At 38.4% G+C, this 20116-nt stretch carries 15 protein-coding genes; 3 read left to right on the top strand and 12 right to left on the bottom strand.

Annotated features, from left to right (window positions below; all coding sequences use genetic code 11):
- Positions 1-38 precede the first annotated feature (38 nt).
- Together B2W36_RS03360 and B2W36_RS03355 are read right to left on the bottom strand one after the other, a co-directional pair.
- The gene (locus B2W36_RS03360) at positions 39-755 is read right to left on the bottom strand and encodes an MIP family channel protein (protein ID WP_293883066.1); all 717 of its coding nucleotides are present in this window, start codon (positions 753-755) and stop codon (positions 39-41) included.
- Positions 756-880: 125 nt separating this feature from the next.
- Positions 881-3097 (bottom strand): DUF4838 domain-containing protein, encoded by a 2217-nt coding sequence (locus B2W36_RS03355; RefSeq protein ID WP_293883064.1) that lies wholly within the window; start codon positions 3095-3097, stop codon positions 881-883.
- A gap of 489 nt (positions 3098-3586) precedes the next feature.
- On the opposite strand from B2W36_RS03355, the gene B2W36_RS03350 reads away from it, so the two are divergent.
- Positions 3587-4579 carry a 2-hydroxyacid dehydrogenase gene (locus tag B2W36_RS03350; RefSeq protein WP_293883062.1) on the top strand — a complete coding sequence of 331 codons (993 nt, stop codon included), beginning with the start codon at positions 3587-3589 and terminating at the stop codon, positions 4577-4579.
- Positions 4580-4670: 91 nt separating this feature from the next.
- Here B2W36_RS03350 and B2W36_RS03345 read toward each other — a convergent pair whose 3' ends face one another.
- Positions 4671-5009 carry a winged helix-turn-helix transcriptional regulator gene (locus B2W36_RS03345; protein ID WP_209579264.1) on the bottom strand — a complete coding sequence of 113 codons (339 nt, stop codon included), beginning with the start codon at positions 5007-5009 and terminating at the stop codon, positions 4671-4673.
- A gap of 118 nt (positions 5010-5127) precedes the next feature.
- Between B2W36_RS03345 and B2W36_RS03340 the strand changes: the two genes are divergently transcribed.
- The gene (locus tag B2W36_RS03340; protein WP_293883056.1) at positions 5128-6525 is read left to right on the top strand and encodes an MFS transporter; all 1398 of its coding nucleotides are present in this window, start codon (positions 5128-5130) and stop codon (positions 6523-6525) included.
- A 59-nt stretch (positions 6526-6584) separates the two neighbouring features.
- Here the strand turns inward: B2W36_RS03340 and B2W36_RS03335 are convergent, their stop codons facing one another.
- The 6 genes from B2W36_RS03335 to B2W36_RS03310 form a co-directional block, all read right to left on the bottom strand.
- Complete coding sequence (locus B2W36_RS03335; RefSeq protein ID WP_293883053.1) at positions 6585-7532, bottom strand: hypothetical protein; 948 nt, start codon at positions 7530-7532, stop codon at positions 6585-6587.
- An 87-nt stretch (positions 7533-7619) separates the two neighbouring features.
- A complete protein-coding gene (locus B2W36_RS03330; RefSeq protein ID WP_293886455.1) occupies positions 7620-10760 on the bottom strand; it encodes an error-prone DNA polymerase in 3141 nt (1046 codons plus the stop codon).
- Between the two features lie 2 nt (positions 10761-10762).
- Entirely contained in the window at positions 10763-12262 is a 1500-nt protein-coding gene (locus B2W36_RS03325; protein ID WP_293883049.1) for a Y-family DNA polymerase, read from the bottom strand.
- A 2-nt stretch (positions 12263-12264) separates the two neighbouring features.
- A complete protein-coding gene (locus B2W36_RS03320; protein ID WP_293883046.1) occupies positions 12265-13005 on the bottom strand; it encodes an ImuA family protein in 741 nt (246 codons plus the stop codon).
- A gap of 114 nt (positions 13006-13119) precedes the next feature.
- The gene (locus B2W36_RS03315; RefSeq protein WP_293883043.1) at positions 13120-13857 is read right to left on the bottom strand and encodes a LytR/AlgR family response regulator transcription factor; all 738 of its coding nucleotides are present in this window, start codon (positions 13855-13857) and stop codon (positions 13120-13122) included.
- 13 nt (positions 13858-13870) lie between these two features.
- Entirely contained in the window at positions 13871-15793 is a 1923-nt protein-coding gene (locus B2W36_RS03310; RefSeq protein ID WP_293883040.1) for a sensor histidine kinase, read from the bottom strand.
- 113 nt (positions 15794-15906) lie between these two features.
- Here B2W36_RS03310 and lgt point away from each other — a divergent pair, with 113 nt between their 5' ends.
- Entirely contained in the window at positions 15907-16722 is an 816-nt protein-coding gene (gene lgt / locus B2W36_RS03305; RefSeq protein WP_293883037.1) for a prolipoprotein diacylglyceryl transferase, read from the top strand.
- 46 nt (positions 16723-16768) lie between these two features.
- Here the strand turns inward: lgt and B2W36_RS03300 are convergent, their stop codons facing one another.
- From B2W36_RS03300 to B2W36_RS03290, 3 genes are all read right to left on the bottom strand, one after another.
- Positions 16769-17437 carry a response regulator gene (locus B2W36_RS03300; protein WP_293883034.1) on the bottom strand — a complete coding sequence of 223 codons (669 nt, stop codon included), beginning with the start codon at positions 17435-17437 and terminating at the stop codon, positions 16769-16771.
- A 212-nt stretch (positions 17438-17649) separates the two neighbouring features.
- Positions 17650-18720 (bottom strand): phytase, encoded by a 1071-nt coding sequence (locus B2W36_RS03295; protein WP_293883031.1) that lies wholly within the window; start codon positions 18718-18720, stop codon positions 17650-17652.
- Between the two features lie 13 nt (positions 18721-18733).
- The gene (locus B2W36_RS03290) at positions 18734-19996 is read right to left on the bottom strand and encodes a right-handed parallel beta-helix repeat-containing protein (protein ID WP_293883028.1); all 1263 of its coding nucleotides are present in this window, start codon (positions 19994-19996) and stop codon (positions 18734-18736) included.
- Between the last annotated feature and the right edge of the window lie 120 nt (positions 19997-20116).

Genomic DNA, 20116 nt, shown 5'->3' with positions numbered 1-20116 from the left:
GCCTGCCTATAAAACTCGTTAAATGAAAGCGGAATAAACTAATCTTTGGGCTCCAAAACTCGCCATACTGCAGCTGCAGCGATGGCCCCTACGAGTGGTGCAACAATAAACAGCCATAGTTGAGACAATGCTTGCCCTCCAGCTAAAACAGCTGGACCAAACGAACGGGCTGGGTTAACGGATGTTCCCGTCACTGGAATAGCAACTAAGTGAATTAATAAAAGTGTAAAACCGATGGCAAGTCCAGCCATGGTGCTGTTGCCAAATTTCGATGTCGTTACCAATATAACAAATACAAAGAGAAAGGTTAACACGGATTCAATTAGAAAGGCTGAAGGTGTACCATATTCATTTTGATACCCCTTCCCCCAGCCATTGGAGCCAAAGGCCCATTCACCTGCTGTAAATCCAGCCAACTGCCCCAATAAAATCTGTTGCAAAACCAAAGCGGCCAAAAGCGCACCACTAAATTGAGCAACAATATACACAACCGCATGTTTGGCAGACAGACGTCCTGCCAATAACACACCAACAGTCACGGCTGGATTGATGTGGCATCCCGATAGCCCTCCAATCGCATAAGCAAAAACGACTACCGAAAGACCGAAAGCCACGGAGATGCCCAACAGACCAAGACCAGAGAGCCCCCCCGTGGTATTGGCTCCTGCAATCGCTGCGGCACCGCAACCAAAAAGCACTAAACCAAATGTCCCAATTAGTTCAGCGAAAAATTTTGAAGATGTTTTAATTTCCATAGCATTCTATTTACAACTTAGTTAACTCTAATTTAACCACTATCCATATAAAGTTAAAGTCGCAAAATATTTATTGTAGAACAATATCTACAACTATTGGAAATTAAATAAAGTATTTCAACCGATCAGTATAACCAAATTTCATCACACGCCATCAGTGGATGCTTTGTGGGATGATTACGCCATAGCGGTAATTTTCTAAATGGGACAGCATAAATATGAATAGCAGTAACCTTGCTATTTATTGATGTTTGATATCGGACTTTATCCACCTTATAATCTTCTTTCATGGATGCATGCTTCTGAACGGATACTTCTCGAAAATCTTTCCCATTTATAGCGACAGAAATATGTAATTCGTTTGGTGGAAATATCCAATGCCGGGCATCTTTCAGAAAATTGAGTTCGATTGTATCTATTTGTGTTGGTTGTTTAAAGTGGAAAGTAATATCCATTGGCTTACCATTCCACAATAGCCAATTGTAACTATAATCCAAATAGCCCGGAACGCTATCCGTTAATGTCTTTAACCCATTTGCTGGGGATGATGGTTCAAATGGATTTTTCGATGTAATACTTGCTTCTGAAGCTTTATTTATTCTAACTCCGGTATTGAAGATGTCAGTCCATTCTTTTGAATAACTATCAGGCGATGCTCCAGCTTCGGCGAGTTCTATTACCCCTAGCCTTTTGGCATCTTCAACGAATTGAGCGACCCTGCGCGCTACACTTGGTTTCGCTACCCATCGATTACCATCCCGCACAAATATACCACGATCATGGGAGCCGTAAAATCTTGCTTGCTGCAAATAGGTATAATCCAGCCCCAATTGGATACGTCTAACGCGTGATGCCAATAAGGGATTATCCTTACTGGTAGCTTCTGCCTTTTCTAATAACATCCTATATTGATCCATGGCCTCTGGACTTAAAAAATCAATTCTATTATCAATTGGATTTCCATAAATCGACAGAGCAGAGGACGGCCCAGGCAAACGACCTCTTCGCTGTTTAAGGTATGCTTTCACAAAAGGCCCGGCCTTACCGTAATAGCCCTCGATAAATTCATTCATCAATTGATCTTCTGAGCGAACGTTCGTATCCCAGGCAAGATTGGCCAAAACATAGGCATTTAGCTCCGCCATATCACTATAAGTCCCTCCACCGCCCTGTAAAAAGATGCCTTCTACCCCTTGTGTTTTCAAATAATGTAGACTTTTCTGCATCGTTCCTTGAATTGGAAATGGTGCAAGATAATTGGTAAACTGGGTCAAATAATCCCATACAAAGACATGTTTAGCTTTGGATTTCCAAGCGCTCAATTGCCTTCTGAAAGTTGCAGCCGAGGATTCAACAGTGATATCATTTTTCCGGAAAGCATCAATATTACTTAGTATAACTGACACATTATCTGCAACACATAAATGTGCAGGTGCATTGGCCGTTTCAAGATAAGCCAATGTCGTGAATTTCTTATCTGGAAAAATTGCGGCTACCCGGTTTACAAAGTGTATCAATGAGCCTTGCGGTCCCCCTTCGCGCTTATCTATAGCCTGACAACGATCGCACGTACAGCTTCCCCTATCATCATTAGCCGCAATAGACCAATAAATAGCCTTCGGATTTTCAACCATCCTGCGCTTAAAGTAAACAACGGTATGTGTAAAGACATCTTCATTAGAGAGGCAAAGCTGAGCCGGCTGGCGCTTCCCATCAAATAGAGAATAATACTCGGGATGACTTTTAAAATAAATCGATGGTGGCAATATTTTACTGGCCGTGTGTCCCCAATCCCCCCATTTGTCTTCCAAATAATGTAGCCCATACCAATCCATGTATTCCTGATCCAGTTCTACAGGGAAGTAGACCTCTCTATACTGAAAACTTGGTTTTGAAAAAATTTTTAGATCTGCAGCTACATATAAACTAGTAGACTTAGGAATATAGGTGTTTTCATGACCTGCATACCATTTTCTTCCGCCAATGATATCCCTTACATAACGGTATGCCGCAAATAGCACTCCTTTGCCACTCCCCTTAATCCAAATCGTCTTTCCCACAACATCAATAGAATAACTATCCTCAGGAAAGGATTCCGTTATGGGTAGGCTTTCTAGGATAATAGCATCCGAAACATCAACTTTAGCTTGTATAGCATAGTCTGCACCCGTACTTTCTTTTGTGTAAGATTTGATAACACCAGCGGCTTGCATTGAAACAGGATTGTCTATATCCGCTTGAATGATATAATCTGTTTTCCCATACTCAACTAATGTAATTCGCTCTTGTGCTTGCACTATCGTTACCAATGACAATAGACCTAACATACACTTCCACATCATATAAAAATTTATCCTACGGATAGATACGAGCAAAATAGCTCACAACCGTTGATTCAGCATGACCTATCCTTAACCGTATACGCGATATCAGCTCATACGGAGAAATAGGTTTTTTAATATAATCATTGGTGCCTACCTTAAATCCTTCTAAAATACTATTATCGTCATTCTCTTCTTTTCGTTCTTCATAGGGGCTTTAATTTTAGTACTTCATAGTACGACAAAGTTTAGAAAAAAAAACAAAAGTCGTTGTAGACGCACAACTACAAGACTGCAAAAATTAATTAGCATTGATTTCAATTCATAGCATGCTTTAGCATGTTGATTTCAAGTATTCACCAAGATATTGTTCAACTTATTATTTAATAGTCTTAACACGCTAAGTGCAATAGTTTAATGTGAATGGAGTAAATTAAACCGCTGGTATATCCCCCAATTAACTAATTTATACTGTATATTTATAGTATACTAATACGCAGCAAACAATTTATGAAAATCGCCTTCTTTTCCACAAAACCATATGACAAGTTATTCTTTGAAAAGGAAAACAGTACCTATGGCTTTCAATTTAATTTTTATGAAACGCATCTAGGGCCACACATTGTGAATGCTATTGAAGACGAGAAGGTAATCTGTGCATTTGTCAATGATAAACTAAACCGACAAGTTATCGAAGTACTTGCTGAAAAAAGCGTTGAGTTGATAGCCTTGCGCTGTGCGGGCTTTAATAATGTTGATTTAGAGGCGGCACGGGAGTTTGGAATAAAAGTGTGTCGAGTTCCTGCTTATTCTCCCGAAGCAGTTGCTGAACATACAATGGCCATGTTATTGACATTAAATCGTAAAACGCATAAAGCTTATAATCGGGTTAGGGAGCAAAATTTCGCATTGCATGGACTTTTGGGCTTCAATCTTTATCAGAAAAAAATTGGGGTAATTGGCACTGGAAAAATTGGAAAGGCTTTTATCAAAATCGCCTTAGGGTTTGGCGCGAATGTAATTGCCTATGATTTATATCCAGATCCTGAGCTTGCAGCAAAAGGCGTCGATTATAAATCGTTGGATGAGGTCTTTAAGGAATCAGACATCATTTCTCTTCATTGTCCGCTCACTCCCGACAACCACTATCTGATTAATAAGGAATCATTGGATAAGATGAAGTATGGCGTTACAATTATTAATACAAGTAGAGGTAACTTAATTAATACCAATGATGTTCTCAAAGCGCTTAAAGAGCGTAAGATTGGACTACTGGGTATTGATGTGTATGAACAGGAGGAAAAATTGTTTTTTAAAGATTTATCAACGACAATTATTGAAGATGAGACCATACAACTATTAATGAGTTATCCTAATGTTTTGGTAACCGCACATCAGGCTTTCTTCACCACTGAAGCGTTAACAGAAATTTCTCAAAGAACACTGCGGAGTATTTCCGACTTATTATCTAAAGGAACCACTGATGAAGACGTCTTGCTATAAGCAAGACGTCGTAAGCATTTCAAATCATTCCGGTATATACGTGCTCAAAAAGGCAGTTGGAATTAATTCGATTATTGTATTCGTTTTCCATCTATCCCCTTTCGCCCTGGTAACTTGCCCACCACTCATCAAGACGTTCGATGACCGGCAATAAAGTTTTTCCCAACTCGCTGAGTTTGTATTCTACCCGTGGCGGAGATTCGGCATAAATCTGTCTACATAAAATTCCGTCACGTTCGAGCTCGCGCAGCTGAACAGTCAATGTCGTTTGCGCCAAATCTTCCATTTCACGCCTAAGCTCACCAAATCTTTTGGGACATTGTTTCGCTATAGCTTTAATGAGCAATACCTTCCATTTTCCACCTATTATCTTAAAAATTCCATTGACATCACAACAAGCGCCAAAATTTTCACTTTTTTTTTCATTCATAATCACCTGATACTAACCATTAGTTCATAAAAACATACCAAGTACATAATTTGTAACTACTTGACTTAAAAAAATATCCAAACTATTTTTAGCCGTAAAAATATTAAAAACTTTCTATATGAGCTTTCAAATTAAAGATCTACTTCATATTTTGTTTCTTTCAACTGCTGTATTTCTTTTCGTCATCGACCTTTTTATTTTGAATGTTTCCCTTCCGAACATTCAACATGCGCTACACTTAAGTAATAGTGATACGCAATGGATTATTGTACTTTATATTGTTGGTTACGCAAGTATTTTGATTTATGCCGGCAATGCCGGCAATCGTTATGGAAAGAAAAAGTTATATTTAGTTGGAATGGCTGGTTTTACCCTCGCTTCTTTTTTATGTGGTGTTTCAAGCAATCTCTACGCCTTATTGCTCGGAAGGCTGGCCCAGGGAATTAGTGCTGGATTGATGGTTCCACAGGGTATTGCACTGATCACTTTACTATTTGAAAATCCAGAAAAGAGATCCATGGCATTGGGCATCTATGGAAGTATAGCAGGTATTGCTTCGGTGATAGGTCAGTTATTGGGTGGAATACTCCCGGATCAAACCTGGATAAACGAAAGCTGGCGCCTTATCTTTTTAATCAATGTACCTATTGGATTTCTTGCCTTCTTTGCTATATATCGGTATACGCCTAAAGATGATTCCAGTGTAAAGTCTTCGATCTCTTTTATGCCAATGCTCACATTGTTTGCACTTTTGATGGGGATAATTTTTCCATTAATCATGGGTCCGGAGTTGAAATGGCCGTTGTGGTCACAATTCCTGTTGGGAGGAACACTTTTTTTCGTTTTATTGTTTCTAAAAAAGCAACGAAAACTACAACAAAAAGGTTATCCTACCCTACTAAATTTCTTCCTATTCAACAATCGGATTTTCAACATAGGGCTTCTCGCTGCATTAGCTTATTATATGGTTCAGGATGCCTACTTTATCATTAATTCCAATTACCTTCAAAATCAAAAAAATTATACGTCTACAATGACTGGAATTGCCTTTATTTACCAAGGCATGGGTTATGTACTCGCTAGCGTTATTGTAAGTAGATTAATACAGCGTTATGGAAAAATAGTTATACTTAATGGATTAGGAATTATGATTTTGGGCTTGTTGTCTCATCTTTTTATTTTCAATACACAGTTTTTAGATCATGATCAATTACATGCACTCTTCTTTTTTTATGGTATTGGCTGTGGCAGTGTATTGCCCGCATTAATGACACTTGCTTTAAAAGATCTCAATGAGAGATTAATTGCTGACGCCACTGCCGTTTATCTTACCATACAACAATTATCGATCTGCCTAGGCATTGCTTGTATTGTTGGTGTATTTCTCCATCAAAAAGAAAGCAATTTTTTTGGTTGGCAGCATATCTCCTCATCCTATGGCTACTCAATGTCAATATCGGTCATATTGCTGTTGAGTGTCGTGTGTGCAGTAGCATGTTTACCTTCTAAAAAGTAAAATAGAACATAGTTTAGTTCAGCATTATACTTACCATATCTTGCAGAAAATTAAAGTAGTTACTCCATTGCCTTATATTTGTTTACCAAAGCATAATCATAGGGAATGGACATGCTCAGCGGGCTCGCTTCCCATTGACCAGAACCGCTGGGCAAATAAAAATCATAGGCATTACGCAGAAAATTTTCACCATTGGGAGCTTCTTGCCAGTTTTTCTTTTCCCTATTATAAAGTAATATCATACAACTCACGCAAGCTTGCTTATCTTTCCTGGTCGAATTTTCATAACACGTTCCTATTTTTACAGTTAATTTTTGCTGACCAATAACGTCTGTCAAATGCCCATTTGTAAGTTGAATTAAAGCACGTTGCGCATTTTCATCCGTTGGTGAATGCTTCGCCGGTCTCAATTGATCCAACTGAGCACGATTTATTCGCTCTATTTCTGCGGCCCTCAAGTCAAAGGGCAGAAGGTTGGTATCGACGGGATATAAGTCTTCCACATCTGCAACCCGAGTGACACCACCCGCTCGTAAAACTTTTTGTTTGGATGTATCAGCATCAATGGCAGATGAGCCGGCACTTTTATCAAATAACTGCGTAAATTCTGAAATATGGTGCCCTATTTGGTTAAAACCCACAACGTAATTTAAGATAACAAAAGCCAATAGGGCAAGGACAGAAAATATTAAAAATGACTTCCAAATACTGGTTCGGCCACTCTCATTTGTTTCAACTTCCAAAAAAGAAGATGCCTTGGGATTTGCAGTTTTAATATCATTGCTATGAGCTACTAGATCGTAATCCACCAGAAATAGGTCTTTACCATCAAAAAGATCAATCTGGTCTTCTTTAAACATCTCTACAATATCACGGGCAGTTTTATACGTTACATTCGCTTGTATGGCAATCAGATCAATAGCACTATTTACATCGCCCTGTTTAATGAATTCCCGAATAGTGGCTTTATCAATTTCAATCGTATTTACGAGAATATTTTTGATCATATCTTTTAATTTCCTATAGATTAGAATGCTTGCTACCTACGCGGAGTAAATGCATTTACTTCAAAAATGAGATTAATAAGGGAGAGATCAATGAAAATTTCTTCCTTTATGAAAAACGCCTGCAGCATTATCATTTTCTGCTGTTAGATCCTTTAACAATCCAGACATATCAAAGCAGCGCTGAGCAATGACATGAATAACTTCTCCTTCAGCTTGAATTTTACCAGCGATCATAAGGAGCTTTGCCCGAAGGATCTCTTTCCGATATTTTTCAAACACAGTACTCCAAACCACAATATTTGCAAAACCTGTATCATCTTCAATAGTGATAAATAAAACACCTTTAGAGGTTCCTGGGCGTTGCCGAACGGTAATTAATCCACATATCTTTATCGGCATATCATTTTTTATCCCTCCCAATTTTGCTGTCGGCACTACATGGAGAAGATCTAGCTTTCCACGCAAGAAGCTCACCGGATGTGCTTTAATGGATAGCGATGTTTTTGCATAGTCTGCAACTACATGCTGACTTTCCGTAAGCAATGGTAACTGGATCTGTCCCTCGGTTATACTTTCAGAAGCTTGCCCTTTAAATAATTCAATTGGCCGATCACCTAATGCTGTAATCTCCCAAAGTGCTTGCCGGCGGTCCATATGCAGCGACCTAAACGCATCTGCATGCGCTAACTTTTCTAAGGTCGCAAGCGATAATCCGACGTCCATCATTCCTATAATGGATGAAAATCCGTTGTGCCGACCAGTAATTAGCACAACAGCCTCTTCCATGGAAAATCCTTTGATTTGGCGTAACCCCAATTGAAGGGCATGCGGTTTACCCATCTCACCCTTTAAAGTATTGTCCCAGGTTGAATAATTTACATCAATAGGATGTACCATTACACCATGTTTCTGTGCATCAATAACAATTTGAGCGGGCTGATAAAAGCCCATCGGCTGACTATTCAATAAGGATGCAGCAAAAATATCGGGATAATAATACTTAAGCCATGAGGACACATATACCAGTAATGCAAAAGATGCGGCATGGCTCTCTGGAAAACCATAACTACCGAATCCTTCCAGTTGCTTAAAGACTCGATTGGCAAATTCTTCTGAATAGTTTTTTTTGACCATGCCATCGACCATTTTTTTGTGAAAAGAAGATACCTGCCCTTTAGATTTGAATGTTGCCATACTACGCCTCAACTCGTCGGCTTCTGCAGGTGTAAATCCCGCTGCAACGATAGCAATTTCCATGGCCTGCTCCTGAAAAAGAGGAACTCCTAAGGTTTTTTTAAGAATAGCTTCGATCTCTTGACTAGGATAATCAACATTTTCTTCTTTATTTCGACGACGTAAATAGGGATGCACCATATCCCCTTGTATAGGTCCCGGGCGTACTATAGCCACTTCAATGACCAAATCATAAAATTTTCGTGGTTTTAATCGTGGTAACATCGACATCTGGGCTCGGCTTTCGATCTGAAATACACCTAAGGTATCCGCATGGCAGATCATATCGTAAACTGCTTCATCGTCATTTGCCCCAATATCGGCGAGTGTAAGCTCTTTTCCGTAATGTTTTTTTGCGAGTTCAAAAGCCTTACGGATACAGGTCAACATTCCCAAAGTCAGTACATCTACTTTCAGAAAACCGAGAGCTTCCAGATCATCTTTATTCCATTCGAGATTGGTTCGATTATCCATTCGAGCATTTATTAAAGGACAGAGTTCATGTAAATTACCTTGTGTAATTACAAACCCACCAGTATGCTGGCCCAATTGCCTCGGAAATCCAATATATTGATGCGTCAACTCCAGCACTTTTCTCAGATGCTGGTCATCGGGATTAAAGCCCTGTTCAACCAAACGCTCCAAATTGATAACATCATCCCAATGACTACTTACTATGCCTGCTAAGCGCCCTACAGCATCTAAAGATAGTCCCATGGCCTTACCAACATCACGTATAGCTCCTTTTGAACGTACTTGTGTGACTGTAGCCACAATGGCAGCTCGATTGCGTCCATATTTCTCATAAATATATTGGATTACTTCCTCACGACGCTCATGCTCAAAGTCGACATCTATATCTGGTGGTTCATCGCGCGCATCGGACATGAATCGTGCAAAAAGAAGCCTATATTTAGAGGGATCTACCGAGGTAATTCCTAAACAGTAACAAACCGTAGAATTTGCCGCTGAACCTCGCCCCTGACATAAAATTCCTTTTTCTTTGGCAAATCGAACATAATCATATACCGTCAAAAAATAAGAAGCATAATTTTTACGCTCGATAAAATCAAGTTCCATTTGAATCGTTTCCCGAATGCTATCGGGGATATCACCGTCAAATTTTTTCTTGGCTCCTTCCCAAGTTAGATAGGTTAATTCCTCCTGCGTCGTTCGCCCATTAGAAGATAACTCATCTGGATATACATATTTCAAATCATCTAAGGAAAAATGACAAGCATTGGCAATTTTTACACTCTGTTCGATAGCCTCTGGATACCCCCTAAACAAGCGTTCAACTTCAGTGATTGACTTTAGATAGCGCTCCGCATTGGGATGCAAATTAAACCCAGCAGTTTGTATCGTACATTTTTGACGGATACATGTTAAAATATCCTGCAATTCACGTCTTTCGGGTATATGATAATATACATCGCCGACAACAACAAGTGGAATATCGCATTGTTTACCCAGTTGATTTATTCTAAACAATAGTTTTGAATCATCTCCACGATAGAGTTTTTTAATACCTAGACTAAGAAAGCCCTGGAGGAACTGTTGACATTGCTGTACAAATTCAATAAAAAAAGGATCTAGCTCAAAACCAGCCACCAATTTTTCAGGTGGACAAATAATAAACATAATTCCCTCAGCATATTGAAACACATCTTTTTTATACAACGCACATCTGCCTTTTTCAGTCCTTAAGTTCCCAACAGTTAATAATGTTGAAAGTCGACCATAAGCCTCTTTATCTGTCGGGTATGCCAGTAAGCTAGGGCCATCTTGTAAGTCCAAGCGACAGGCAGGAATAAGTCGTATACCGGCTTTTTTGGCCGCTATATGTGCACGAACAATACCAGCAAGGCTATTACGGTCAGTTACTGCTACAGCATGATAGCCCAATTGAGCCGCTTGTTCAATCAATTCTTCGGGGTGTGAGGCACCTTCGAGAAAACTGAAATTACTTGTTATCTGTAATTCACAATAATTCATCTTTATGCAAAAAAGCCATGTAAAAACCATTCATCTGCCTGTCCGCCGTAATGTCCAGATCGATACAGCCAAAACCGCCGGCCTTGTAGATCTTCCACGGCATAGTAATCCCGATGTTCACCTGGATCAATCCACCATTCACGCTCAATACGTTCGGGACCATCTGCTTTTCTGATATTATAGGTATCTCCCTTATAGCGGAACAGTAAGGGAGGATAATCGGGTATAGGTGCTGTGACTATAATACGCTCGGGAACCTTTAATAGTCGTGTCGGACGTGGACGCTCGGTTTGCCATTCAGCAGTTACGACCTCATCCATAGAAGCAGCTATTTTCATGGATCGTTCAGGCCAATAGTGTGCAGATGGAACATACCGTAGTATTTCACAACTGGAATCTCTGCTTTTTAAACGATCTAAAAGTTCGGTAACCAATGGACTTTTGAGTCCAATTCGATTGTCCCAAAGATTTTCCTGAACAGGATCTGCTGCCTCTACTTTGGATGCACCCAGCGTAAATAATTCAATGCCCAATGCGGGTTCAATTTGTGGAATTTTTATTTCAAATAACTGAAGAATATGTTTTACCTGAGCTGTAGCACGACTTGTTTCAATAGTAATTGTCTCTATTTTTCCATCTACCCGATGACAGTCCAATTCGGCTGCCCGTAATCCTTTACCTTCACCCGACAATCGTTTGCACAACTTATTTATTAAATCTTCTAAAGCCAATGCAATACCATTTGGTGTACATATTGGCTCAAGACAAGGTAAACGCTCTTCATATGGTAAAATAGACTTTATAGGAATAATAAATTCGTTCTCTAATCCCATGGCCTGATCTAGTCGAAGCAGCAAACTAGCGCCAAATCTCCTGCGCAAAACTGCCCGGGGCATGTGAGCAAAACTCCCTATAGACTGTAATCCAAGCGCTTGCAACCTCTTCAATTGAATATCTTCCAACCGTAATGCTGCTGGATGTAAAGGCAGAAGAGCCTCCAATTGGCCCTGTTCTTTTATAATACTATCATCAGATCCAAAATGCGCTATCGCCCAGGCGGCACCAATGGTATCAGCAATACCTATGCGGACAGTATAACCATGGTATTTAAATGTAGAGGCAATATGTGTTAAATAAGCAAATTCTCCGCCCCAAAGATGGGCACAACCACTGATATCTAACATAATCCCATCGGGTTCATCTATCGAAACCTGCGGTGTATACCTTATGCACCAACCAGCTATAAAATGGAGTAATTTATCAGACAGTCCTGCTTGTTCATGGATAATTTTAAGTGATGGAATAAATGCCCGCGCATCCGCTATGGCCATACCCGAATATACGCCCGCTTGCTCTGCTAGTAAATTATGCGCACTAACGATCAGTTTTCCTTGAACTACGATCGACAAAACAAAGGGAATATCTTGCAAATGTGGTTTACACACAGTAAACCAATCTGTTTTTAAGTAACGAAACCATAATGACGCAAATCTTTTTTTCATGACTAACCAAGATTTTGATAATTATAGTTCCAATTTTTTGACTCGACATCCTTGTTGGAGAATATTTTAAAGCCCTTCGGAGTCCAAACTATTTTTCCTTTGGCTGCTGTACCATTTCTTACTTTAAGCAGCTCGACATTCCAACAGGGGTTGCCAATACCGGGTAACCCTTCCTCCGATTGACTAGGCAAAGAAGTGACTTTCCAACGTGCGGCACAAGTGGTGGCCAACAATAGCTTTGGATTATGTTGGAGGATAAAACCCGTAACTTTACTTTTTTCTACAGCAAGTTGAAGCCGCCTTGACTGAACAAAATCCAGTTGGTGTATTTCGGCTAATACTGCTGTTATACCAGGACATTTCAACGCTTCTTCCATCGCCCATAAAACATCTTTTTGCTGCTTCATGGAAACAAAAATAATCGATGCAGGGTCGGCCCCAAATGTGCTGATTGCAGACGGAAATACGGTTTGTACCGAGCTTATCCAAATACAAATCCCGGCATTTTGCATCAGTTTTCCAAGGATACCAACGATAAATCCACAGGATGCAGCACTATCCATACGGCTAAAACTAACAAATTCATGTATTACACCTTTGGGAAAAGTACCATTTGGAAAAGCTTTTTCCAAAGGTCCCAAATCCATAGCAATTTCATCACTTGACCTTTCAGGTACCCCCTGCCAGGCAAGCAGATCCCTTTTAAGCTTGCTGATCAAAGCCTGTTTATCTTCTAACATCATAGCCCCTCCTATTTAATAACAAACAAATATAATACTAAATATTTTAGCAATAAAGAATACTGCTACATTTTTTAGTAATAAAGCTGATGTAAAAGGTATGTGCTGGTTTAGGGCTTATATTTCATTCAGGAATTGTTGGATAACATCTTTTTTTCTTGTCGCAACGGGGATCATTTTACCATCAGACATTTCAATCTGCCCATCTTTATAATACTTTTTTATATAGTTTGCATTTACTAAATAAGATTGATGACAACGGATAAAATCTGATTCTGGAAGCATGGTTTCAAAATGTTTGAGGACTTTTGAAACCATCATAGGTTTGTTGTCTTTGATATAGAATGTGGTATAACCTTTGTCGCCATGGCAATATAGAATATCATCAATATTGACGATCTGGGTATATTCAAATGTACGCAACGCTATTTTCCGAGGTCTGTTAGGAGACTTTAGATAGTTTTCAGCCATGCTTAACTGCATACTGTTGAATCTAAATTCTGTATTTTTCTTATAACATTTTTCAATTGCTTCGATAAATTGCTCCGGAACAAGAGGCTTTAATAAATACGCAATTGCACCTATGTTGAGTGCTTCTATGGCATACTGGTTAAAAGCCGTTATAAAAATGGTATTAATGTCCAATTTCAGCTCTGAAAGAAAGGATAGACTTGATCCGTCTTTTAATTGAATATCAGCTAAAATAAGATCCGGATTGGATATGGGCAATTCGCGCTCTGCCTGAGCAATGGATGGACTATACCCTACTATTTGAACATAGGGTATCGCATCTAATAAAGACTTAATATACAAATAGATATTATGCTCATCTTCAAGAATATAAACTTTCATCATTTCACGTATTTAATTAAAATGTAAAAACAAGTGGGATATGGATTTCTACACAATATCCGCTATTATCTTCCCTATAATTGGGTTTTATTTCAATCGTTGCTTTTTGCATCGGATCATTAAACATAAGCTCAAGACGCTCTTTAGTGATAATCTGTGATAAAGAAGTCTTATGCCCAGTATTTATCTTATCAGACTGCACTCCCCTGCCGTTATCACTGACAACAATATGCAATTGATCTGACGTCTGACTGAAAAGAATCTGTAAGTAACCACGATAATCTAAATTTTTAAAAGCATGTTCAATAGCGTTTTCAACAAACGGCTGTACTAACATGGGTGGAATCATGACATCATCGACATCAATATTACCGCTCTCGATTTCAAAATCAAATAGATCTTGATAACGCATCTGCTGTAAAAGTATATAATTCTTTAATGATTTAATTTCTTGGTCCAAAGAAATATACTCTTCTCTATTTAATTCGAGTATATCTCGAATTTGACGGGATAAGAGAAGGAGGTATTGATTTGCTTTTGATTTTTGCTCGCTACTAATCAAACCTTGCAAATTAGCAATTGCATTATAAATAAAATGTGGATTTAACTGATTTTGCCGTGTCTTTTGTTCTAAAATCAATTGTCTATTTTCTGCAATTATACGCTGATTTATATTTGTCAATAATTTCTGCTTATTTCGATAATAGATGAAAAATGCAAGGCTAAAGATAAGAGCAAATAAAATGACAAATATCCACCGCTGTTGAACCATAATCTGATAGTTAAAAGCATTGGTTGTTTTCAGAAGTTTTATAGCCTGGTCTTTTTTCTCGGTTTCATATCGCGTATTAATCTCGTTTATCCGATCATTTTCAATGTTTTTTATACTATTTTTGTAATCTTGATAAGCAGAATCCAATGTAAAATAAGCCCGCTCATAATCTCCTTTTAATGCATAGGCTAATTGCAAATTTTGATAAAAGAATAATTTATTTTGCTTGCTTTTATGCGTTCGGATAAACTGTAATCCCGCATTAAAATAATATATGGCCGAATCAATTTGACGATTATTTAAGAAATTTTTTGCCAAATTAGCATAAGCATAGGAATTGAGCATCTTGCTCAAAGATAAATAATTAAAATACTTTTGGGATGCCTCAACTGCTTTGCGATTATTACCGATGCTAAAGAAATATTGTGACTGCAGATTATACATACGCATGATTATCGCTGAATCCGCCGTCCTGTTAGCGTAATATTTACAGCTATCCAATGTTTCTTTTAATTTGTTATCATCATGTAATTCGATGTACTGCATAAATTTGATTTCCTGATACGCTTGCGCAACATGTGGATCGTATTTATTGGGGTGATAAGAGTACCATGATTCATTATCTTTTAATGCTTGCCTATAATCTGCCCGACGATAGTTTGCGTTGGCCAATAGATTGAAAAAAAGAAAGCTAAACCTACTTTTATTTTCTAATGCATATTCCTTAGCATCAATCATTTTTTCCATCGTACCAATATTGGTCACATCATTAAAACTAAAATTAGCCCTAATTTTAAAATAATCTTTCAGAACACGCAAATCTGGTGACACCTTCCCATCCAAGTTATCCAATGCAATTTCAATAGAATCAATTTTGTCTTGCAAAAGGTAGTTATACGCAAAAAAAATCCAATTATAGCCAGATTTATTGAAATACTGATCTTTCCCAAATTCATTTACTTTCTTAGTGATGATAGTCTGATCCTTAAAATCCTGTAAAGAGAGATATTTTAGTAACGTATCCTGATAGGTTAAAGTAAGTGAATTATCTTCCTGTTCTTTATTATTTTTAGATGTCTGGGAGCCATTTTGATGGCAGGAAAACAACTGTACCATCAATAGGAACAATAGAAAACAAAAAATAAATCTTTCCAAATTCTGTGTCATCAGTATTCTTTATATAACGATCTGTTTACAATTATATTTATTTTTTTTATGATAAGTGTAACGAAAAAGCATTATCACACACTTATCCCTAAAGCATCACGATAAATCATCATATGGTAAGTAATCTCACATTGAATGATATAACTTGGAAGATAGATCCTGAGATCTTCGTCATTCCAATTATTGACCATCCAATTCGCTGGTATGGTATATTTTGGCTATTGGGTATTATCTTATGTTATAGGGTATTAAGATCAATATTAAAAAATGAAGGCCGTACAATCGAATTTTTAGATCAGCTCAGCATGTACATTGTCTTGGGTACCATTATTGGCGCTAGACTGGGGCATGTAATTTTTTACGATCCGAGCTATTACTTAAATAATCCCTTAAAAATTTTTGCGATATGGGAAGGTGGTCTAGCAAGTCATGGTGGAGGTATAGGCATCGTTATTGCAATCTATTTATTCGCAAAAAAACAGCAACTTCCATTTCTTCATGTTGCAGACCGTATTGCTTTGCTTGTGCCTTTAGCAGGAGCCTGTATCCGTCTCGGTAACTTATTTAACTCCGAAATGATCGGGAAAGCCACTGACTTACCTTGGGCTTTTGTGTTTACCCATATTGATGCCATACCTAGACACCCAGCGCAGCTTTATGAAGCATTGTTCTGTTTCTTGCTATTTATAGTGTTATATCGATTGTGGAAAGAAAAACAGTTTCGAATTAACGACGGAAACTATTTCTCCCTATTGTTGATATTGCTGTTTTCATTCCGGTTTTTGGATGAATTTTTGAAAGTAAATCAAGAACATTTTGAAGACTCCTTATTCATCAATATGGGCCAAATACTTAGCCTACCCTTTATTGTTATTGGACTATGTGTATTTATTTACAATCGTTTTAAGAAATCATTAAAAGTAAATTAATACAATCCCATACGTTCCCTTTTGAAATACATTTGAAAAATATGATTTATGATTTTTTTAATAAACCATGCTGAAAAGCATATTTCACCAGTTCTGCTGTATTTTTCACTTTTGTTTTATCGAGCAAGTTCTGACGATACCCTTCTACAGTACGCTTACTCAAAAAGATTTTATCGGCAATTTCTAGATTTGTAAAACCATCCGCAATCAATTCGAGCACTTCTAGCTCTCGCTCATTTAGATCCAGCTCCAGGATGATATTAGCACCATCATCATTATACAGTCGATCCGAAGACACTTGCTCAAGCAGAGCTAAGCTAATTTCTTCACTTATATACCGACCACCTTCGGCGACATGCTTTAATCCAAAAAGTAATTCATTATAATCGATATTTTTTAGCAAGTATCCTGACAATCCATTTTTGAAGCCCTCAACAACATAACGAATTTGACTGAGCATAGACAATATCACAACTTTGACAAACGGATATTTTTGCCTAATATTCTTTAACAGCTCCATCCCATCCATTAATTCCATGCTTACATCCGTCAAAACAATATCTGGCACTACTCCGTCCGCCAACTGAGACAATGCTTCCGTGCCATCGGATGCTTCTCCTATTACTTTAAATTCTCCCTGAGATTCCAAAAGTAGTTTAATACCATTACGTACGACCATATGATCTTCAACCAATAGTATTTTAACCGTATTCATTTTCTAAAGCTTTTAAATAAAAATTCGATTCTCCCCACTTCCAAACCTATATCAAAATGACGGTTTACAATATTTCATGATTTGGAAGAAACAAGAAACAAAATACATAAACAGAATAAAGATACAAATTTCTGTTCACTGATCGTTTCGAACAAAAAAGAGCAACAGCTGCAAATCAAATAACAACTGTTGCAAAGCCACTTATTCCGTAACTATTTCTTTTTCAAATCCGCTCCGGCGATATCTTCCCATCGGTAATAATGAAATGTTTTATCGTCACTCATCGCGACAAACAGGCCATGTTTAAAGGTTTCGTTTAACCTAAAAGAGGTTGTTTCTGAACCGTCACTTTGTGTCGCCATGACCGGCACAGTTTTCAAATAGCTATGTTCGAATGGGTTGCTTTTGGTTCCTTCCCGGCTAAAAACCTGAAAACGATTTGCGCCTTGGTCAGACACCAAAATATAGCCGGTACTATCGGTTAGTTTGTAAATCGAAATACCCTCATGATCTTCTTTAAAACCTCCTGTAGCGAATAATGCCAATTGTTGGTTTCCCTTTGCTGGATCCGCATAATATTGTTTTACCCCAACTTGTTCATCGGAATAGTAAATATACCCAAGTTCGTTGTCCACTGCTATCGCCTCAATCTCTTTCTTTCCACTAAATGAACCAAACTTGCGAACCAAGGTAGCCCTGAGTTTACCAGAACCGTTATCCTCCAATAAATATTGCCCTAGATAACCATCCTTTGGTCCATTTTTCCGCCCCACGATCGCATAAATCTCTCCTTTTGGAGAAGTATATAAAGCAATCCCCATAAGATCTCTAAATTCAGGCCCGGTTTCACCAACAAACATATCTAATCCCCCTTGGTCAATAGGTTTCATATCGGGTAGTGAAAAGACACGCAATTTATGGGTCATACGCTCTGTTGTAACAGCGATATCAATAGGTTTGCCACCCAATACCAAACCGTACGCCACATCAACATTATTAGGTCGTTTCAAGTTTGAAACCACTTTTTCTTCGACCGTTTTGCCCTGTAAATCGTACACAAATAATGCGCCGTTGGCATCTTTGTCCGTTGCGATGACCAGACTCTTACTCGGATCGCTCTTATTGATCCAAATTGCAGGATCATCCGAGTCATAACGTACTGCATCAGTTACAATAACGGGTTTAACTGCGTTTACAGTATTTGTTTGCGCATTTTTGCATGCCGTTTGAAGGAAGCTTGACGCTGCTAAGGTTAACGTTAATATTGTTTTTGAATGTGTCATGATATGAAATAAATTAGAATTTGGATCCAAATGCTCCAACATATGCTGCCGGTTGGGGAGAATGATATGTTAGGCCGTTTGCCATCACCAGGCCAGTCGCAAAATGAGGTTTGAAAGTTAAAATACCTGCCTTTAATGCCGGTGAATTCCCTTGGAGATGAAAATCCCAGGTTGAATCAAATAGGTAATTGTCCACCGCTGTTTCTAAAGGATAAAAGCTAAATTTAGGGTTGTTTTCCCCGGCTAATTTGGCTCTCACATCATTACTCCCAGCTACAATATCATTTTTACCAACCTGAAATTGATCTACAGTCAATTGACTATAACCATAATACCAATTATTGCTGGAAATCGAACGGTTATCTTCTGGTTTTTTAGGGTCACGTTTCACGCCAAATCGCGTATTGGCAAAGAGATTATTATAAATTTCGGCTCTTACAGAGGCTTCTAACCATATAGAACCTCCTTTTGCTGTAGGTCTTCGCCATCCGGTATTGAGCATGGTATTGTTATAAACAATCACATAAGCCTGAGGCGTACGGTCTCCCGAGTTGGATAATTTTAATGCATTTGTATTTACACTGTACACCAGATTATAGGCGACGTCTGCAAGACTTCCCGATTTGAAGTTCATCGCTTCTCCACCTGTCACCCCATTAGAAAAGAAACGATTATTTGCAAAAATAATTTTCCCGCCTTCAATATACGTACAGTCTTCCTGAAAATGACTTATGGTACTATTTTGTACCACTAGCTTTCCGTCTGGATTTGAAAACCACAAAGCTGGCAAAGCTTCTCCAGACACCTTTTTATATAAACCCATTTTTACAGAAGTCGACGCATCCGATGTAATTGCACCACCATACTCAACAACGGTATTGTCCAAAACAAGTTCCTGGCAGCTTGGAGCGGCTAAAATTCCTCCCCATAACTTTCCAAACTCATTCGTCTTCGTCTTATAGCCTTCCTCAACCGTAAACTTGACAGGATTTTCAGCTGTACCTAGTGCATACAAATTACCCAAAACAACAATTTCAGGCTTATTAACGGAATCCATCAATACGGTTACACCTTCCTCAATCGTCAGGCTCTTGCCTTCGGGAATAATAATGTCTCCCTTGATATGCTGCACACTCCCTTTGCTCCACACACCGGAGACCTCACCAATAGCACTTCCATCAGCATCAGAAGTATCCACATCAATATTTGCTTTTTCACAGGCACTTAGCACCACGATAAAAAACGCTAGAAACGATAAAATACATTTATTTTTCATCTGTATATATTTAATTTTTAATGATGAAGCAGATTTCACTTATCCAAAACATTGGGCTTTCCAAAAAAGTGAAAGCTTCACCGAAACAAACTGTTGTTATTGCACGTCGCACATGTTCAG

It is taken from the genome of Sphingobacterium sp. UBA3549, from assembly GCF_002376635.1.
In the GTDB taxonomy this organism is placed as follows: domain Bacteria; phylum Bacteroidota; class Bacteroidia; order Sphingobacteriales; family Sphingobacteriaceae; genus Sphingobacterium.
This window is presented reverse-complemented; position numbering and strand designations above follow the sequence as displayed.